Origin of the sequence: Aquidulcibacter sp. (assembly GCF_044346625.1) — a bacterium.
Taxonomy (GTDB): domain Bacteria; phylum Pseudomonadota; class Alphaproteobacteria; order Caulobacterales; family Aquidulcibacteraceae; genus Aquidulcibacter.
In genome coordinates, this window is record NZ_JBIIYV010000134.1 from 1 (window position 1) to 4355 (window position 4355).

4 protein-coding genes and 1 pseudogene are annotated in these 4355 nt (G+C 54.8%); 3 read left to right on the forward strand and 2 right to left on the reverse strand.

Features of this window, described 5'->3' with window-relative positions:
* Positions 1-56: 56 nt before the first annotated feature.
* Positions 57-1859, reverse strand: a complete 1803-nt coding sequence (locus ACIQ20_RS15955; protein WP_395782055.1) for a hypothetical protein — start codon at positions 1857-1859, stop codon at positions 57-59.
* A gap of 191 nt (positions 1860-2050) precedes the next feature.
* On the opposite strand from ACIQ20_RS15955, the gene ACIQ20_RS15960 reads away from it, so the two are divergent.
* Positions 2051-2458, forward strand: coding sequence for a GtrA family protein (locus ACIQ20_RS15960; RefSeq protein WP_395782057.1), 408 nt, complete (start codon positions 2051-2053; stop codon positions 2456-2458).
* Here ACIQ20_RS15960 and ACIQ20_RS15965 read toward each other — a convergent pair.
* Positions 2455-2856 carry an EVE domain-containing protein gene (locus tag ACIQ20_RS15965; protein WP_395782059.1) on the reverse strand — a complete coding sequence of 134 codons (402 nt, stop codon included), beginning with the start codon at positions 2854-2856 and terminating at the stop codon, positions 2455-2457. The genes ACIQ20_RS15960 and ACIQ20_RS15965 overlap by 4 nt on opposite strands.
* A gap of 103 nt (positions 2857-2959) precedes the next feature.
* Between ACIQ20_RS15965 and ACIQ20_RS15970 the strand changes: the two genes are divergently transcribed.
* Both ACIQ20_RS15970 and ACIQ20_RS15975 read left to right on the forward strand, forming a co-directional pair.
* A complete protein-coding gene (locus ACIQ20_RS15970; protein WP_395782061.1) occupies positions 2960-3994 on the forward strand; it encodes an SIS domain-containing protein in 1035 nt (344 codons plus the stop codon).
* A pseudogene (locus ACIQ20_RS15975) lies at positions 3991-4355 on the forward strand (N-acetylglucosamine-6-phosphate deacetylase); the annotation flags it as partial. The gene ACIQ20_RS15970 and the pseudogene ACIQ20_RS15975, both read left to right, overlap by 4 nt.

Here is a 4355-nt window from a genome sequence, read left to right on the forward strand (position 1 = left end):
CAATGCGGGTGACACCCCACCTGCCTAATGACGGGGGATCAACCACCGATTCCCGATTAGTCAAGATTTACCCTGAAAGCTTGCACGTTCGAGCCTTTCGGCTTTTCAATCGGGGTTAGCCAAGCGGGAACACGTCCATCCCTAAGTTCAGCCATTAAGCCCTTAGGCGCCTCGCGCGACAAAATGGCGACCTCTGCCGATTTAGTACAAATCGCCAAATAAGATGCACCAAGATCCTTCGCCATGGTCCTGGCGACCTCTGGTTTTGCTAGGAACAAGCGGTATGAGGCTAAATTGCCCTTATTATTGCGGTGATAGGGGACAGCGAGAACCCGGTGCTGGGTCGTCAGCAAAATGCGCGAGCCCATATCAATGGGAGCCACAACCAGACCAGGGGACTGTGCCTTAAGGCCGCTAAAGGCCCGTTCGGTAAAACAGCCTGAGCCCCCGCCGGTTGAAAACTTGCTGATCTTGGGCTCAAAATATTCGGCGACTTTTGAGCCAACAAAGCCCGGGATAATTGGATTGACAATGAGAGCCGCGATGAGTGCTGTCTTGAAGTTGACCTGCTCCATCAGTTTGCCAATGAGAGCGGCTGCCATGATCCCAGAAACCGTGGTCGCAAGACCAGCCGCTCTTCCTTGCCAGAAAACAGCCAAGGCGACGGAAACAAAAATTGTCAACGCAGCCAGGATCCACAAGTCCCGCTCTTTGTCTTTCGCCCAAAGGAGCGCGATGATGCTGGCAATTCCGGCTAGGACCGGAAACAAAGTCAGTGCGAGGATCGCGCTCAACTTCGCCTTCATCATCGGTGCGGCTTCGGTGACATTATTTAGCCAGAGACGCTTCAACAGCGGGTCAATCTGGTCATAAGGCGGCACGATGACTTCGGGGAAGTAGCGCACGCCTGACAGTACAATGCCACCAATCACCGCCAAAAGCACAAGGCGCGAACTAATGCCGCTTCTAGGACCCAGTCGTGCGGTCGGGAAAAGGGTCGCTAAGGCCAATAGGAGGCCACCAACCAAGCCCAAAACGGCATGGCCCCGACCGATCGCATCATTGACCGGGGCAGCCCATTTTGCTTCTGGCACTGTCCCAACAAAGCAAAAGGCTAAGCCTAAGCCGAGACTAGCAGCAAACCAGCGCGTTTCATCTTGTACTGCCGCCCCGCGCAGGGCCCAGCGCAGCGCGACCCAACCGATCAACACAATCTGTAACGGTAGAGCTTCTAAACCTACGCCAATACCCAGAGCGATCGCGATCCCGCTTAAGACTGCCATCCGGGCACCACCGGCCACCAATCCCCACAAGGCTGCTGCAAGGAAAATGAGCTGTAGTCCATGATGATCAACCCGCCCGGGCAGGAAATAGGGCAAAACGGCGGGCGCACAGGTTATGAGGAAGATCGCGGGCACGAATGCCTTTTTCCCGCCCAAGGCAACCGACGCCTTTACCGCGGCGATCACATAGACCAAGCCCAACCACATTGGGGTCAAAAAAGCCGCAGCCTTTTCACCCATGGATTGGCCAAACATCAGGCTGGTAATCAGCGTCGTCAAAGCAAGGGGTAGGTCGGCGATGCGAGACCAATGGATGTTGCTAACAGGATGTTCGGTAAAGCGATGTTGGGAGACGTCAAACCAGGCTTGCCCTGCCAGCCAGTCTCGCACCTGAAGCACCCGCATGGCGTCATCATTATCGGACAAGTTCCACGACGAAACCCGTGTCCAATAGGGACCAAGCATCTGATAGGCGGCAATCAGAATCGCGACAACAAGAACGAGGCGAAATAAAAGCCTGACTGGTGAAGTCTTAGGGGCCGGTTCAGTCGGATTTGAAGATTCAGCAAGAGACATCGACTTGAGACACCGTAGGTTACGTCGCACCAGAACTGCATAAAGTGCGCTGCGTGCTATGAACAGAACCCAGCATGTGGGAATTCCATCTGACACAGAAGCCTGAATCTGCGATGAAGAACGGGGGTGGCTGATACCGTCCGCCTATATCCCTCGGCCCCAAATGGGCCAAATAGTAAGAAAGTTCCTGCGTGAAGCTATCAGACCTCTTTACAGCTTCCTCAAACTCGGCCCGCATCTTCCGCTTTGTGGTGGTGGGCGGATTGGCTTTTGTCTTGGATGCAGGTCTGGTCTTCGCTTTGGTTCACCTCGGCCTTGATGTCTATCTCAGCCGGGCCCTGTCTTTGATTGTGGTGGTGCTTTTCACCTTTGTTCTCAACCGGCAAGCAACTTTTGCCGCAACGGGCTGGCCAAGCCTCCAAGAAGTGGCCGCCTATGTAACGGCAAGCTTGATCGGACTATTGATCAATTATCTGGTTTTTGTCGGTGCCACTTGGGTCAAGTTGCCCTTGCTGCTGGCGATGGCAGCGGGCACGATTGTGGCCTCGACTTTCAACTTCTTGGCCTATGGACGGATCTTCAAAGTTAAATCCAATTAGCCTTTGCTCAAGAGATAGTGCCAATGGTCGTCTGATACAGGCTGCACAGAGAGGCGAGGCGATTTCACCAGGGCCAACTCTGCTAACGCCGGATCGGCCTTGATCCTCGCAAGCGAGACAGGCCACTTCAATGCGTCGCGCGCGGCAACATCAACCGCAAACCACGCAAGGTCCGTTGGGTCTGGATAGGCGGTCTTGATCACTTCCACGACACCGACAATCTGTTTCTCATTGCCGGTATGATAGAAAAAGGCCAAATCGCCGATGGCCATTTGTTTCAGAAAATTCTTGGCCTGATGGTTGCGCACGCCGGTCCAAGGTTCCCCTTTGGCTCCACTTGCCACTTGGTCCGCCCAAGAGAAACTATCGGGCTCGCTTTTCAACAGCCAATAGGCCATGCTTACCGCTCCTTCAGTCAAAAATCTTTATCACCTTCAATTAACAGATAGCTGGGCTCTCTTGGCGAGTCACGCCACATAAGGCGACATGAGGAGAACCGGCTTGAATCCATCCAGCACCTTGATGTGGACTGAGGCACGCGATGCTGGTCAAGCTGTTCGCCGCCAGTTTCAAGCGAATAAAGGTCTGATGAGAGATTTGGGTGCCCGTCTGCGCGCGCAAAAGCCTCCGCTCGTGCTGACCTGCGCACGGGGGTCTTCCGACCACGCCGCTGGCTTTGCCAAATATGCGATTGAAACAAGGCTTGGCGTTCTGGTCGCCTCGCATGCGCCATCAACTTCTTCGATCTTTGCTAAGCCATTGCGTAATTTGGACGGAGCCTTGTTTCTAGTCATCTCGCAATCCGGCAAGAGCCCTGATCTCTTGACGTCCATGGCTTTCGCAAAACAGGCGGGGGCTTTTGTTGTGGCGATGGTGAATGACAAAGACTCCCCTGCCGCTCAAGCCGCTGACGTCGTGGTGCCCTTGCACGCAGGTCCTGAACTGGCTGTTGCTGCCACCAAATCCTGCATCGCGTCCTTGTCTGCTATCGTTCATTTGGTGGCTGAGTGGAGCGAGGACACTGCGCTTCTGAAGGCGTTGGAAGAAGCTGGCGACCACATTAGCGACGCCTTTGCGCGCGATTGGTCCAAGCTAGGTGATGCCTTATTGCATGCCAAAAGCCTGTTTGTGATAGGGCGAGGTCTGACTTTTGGGATTGCCCACGAGATGGCCCTCAAATTGAAAGAAACCAGCGCGCTCCACGCCGAGGCCTTTTCAGCGGCCGAAGTCCGCCATGGACCCATGGCTATTGTCGAAGCGGGTTTCCCCGTCATTATGATTGCGCCGATGGATGAAGCAGCAGCTAGTTTCCCAGCCTTGAGTGAAGAGTTCTCAGCCCGCCAAGCCCGCGTTTTTGCCTCTGGCGGCCCGTTTCCCGGAGCCATTGACTTACCAACGCAGGCGGGGCTTCATCCACTCATCGCGCCTTTGTGCCAGATTTCTTCTTTTTATGCATGTGCGGAGGCCTTGGCACGCGCCCGTGGGCGAAACCCCGATGCGCCGCCATGGCTTAAAAAAATCACAGAAACACAATGACTTTTTTCGCCTTCCAGAATGGCCGTTTGGCTCTAGGCGAAAGCCTCATTGACGGTCAGACCTTGTTGGTGTCTGGCGGAAGGATTGAAGCGATTGGGCCCGACTTGGCCATACCGACGGGCTATCATCGCGTTGATCTGAATGGGGACATCCTCGCGCCCGGCTTTGTCGATATCCAAGTCAATGGCGGTGGTGGCGCCTTGTTTAATGACGCGCCGAGCGTGGAAACCATTGCGACCATCGCAAGAGCTCATGCGAAGTTTGGTACCACTGCGTTGCTCCCGACACTGATCTCGGATGATTTGGAGAAGATCGCGCTAGCGATTGAGGCTGTCGATGCAGCTATCGAAGCTGAGGTGCC

Excerpts from the sequence above, each read along its gene's own strand:
- ACIQ20_RS15965 (WP_395782059.1), bottom strand. The coding sequence starts at position 2,856 with ATGGCCTATTGGCTGTTGAAAAGCGAGCCCGATAGTTTCTCTTGGGCG.
- ACIQ20_RS15955 (WP_395782055.1), bottom strand. The coding sequence starts at position 1,859 with ATGTCTCTTGCTGAATCTTCAAATCCGACTGAACCGGCCCCTAAGACT.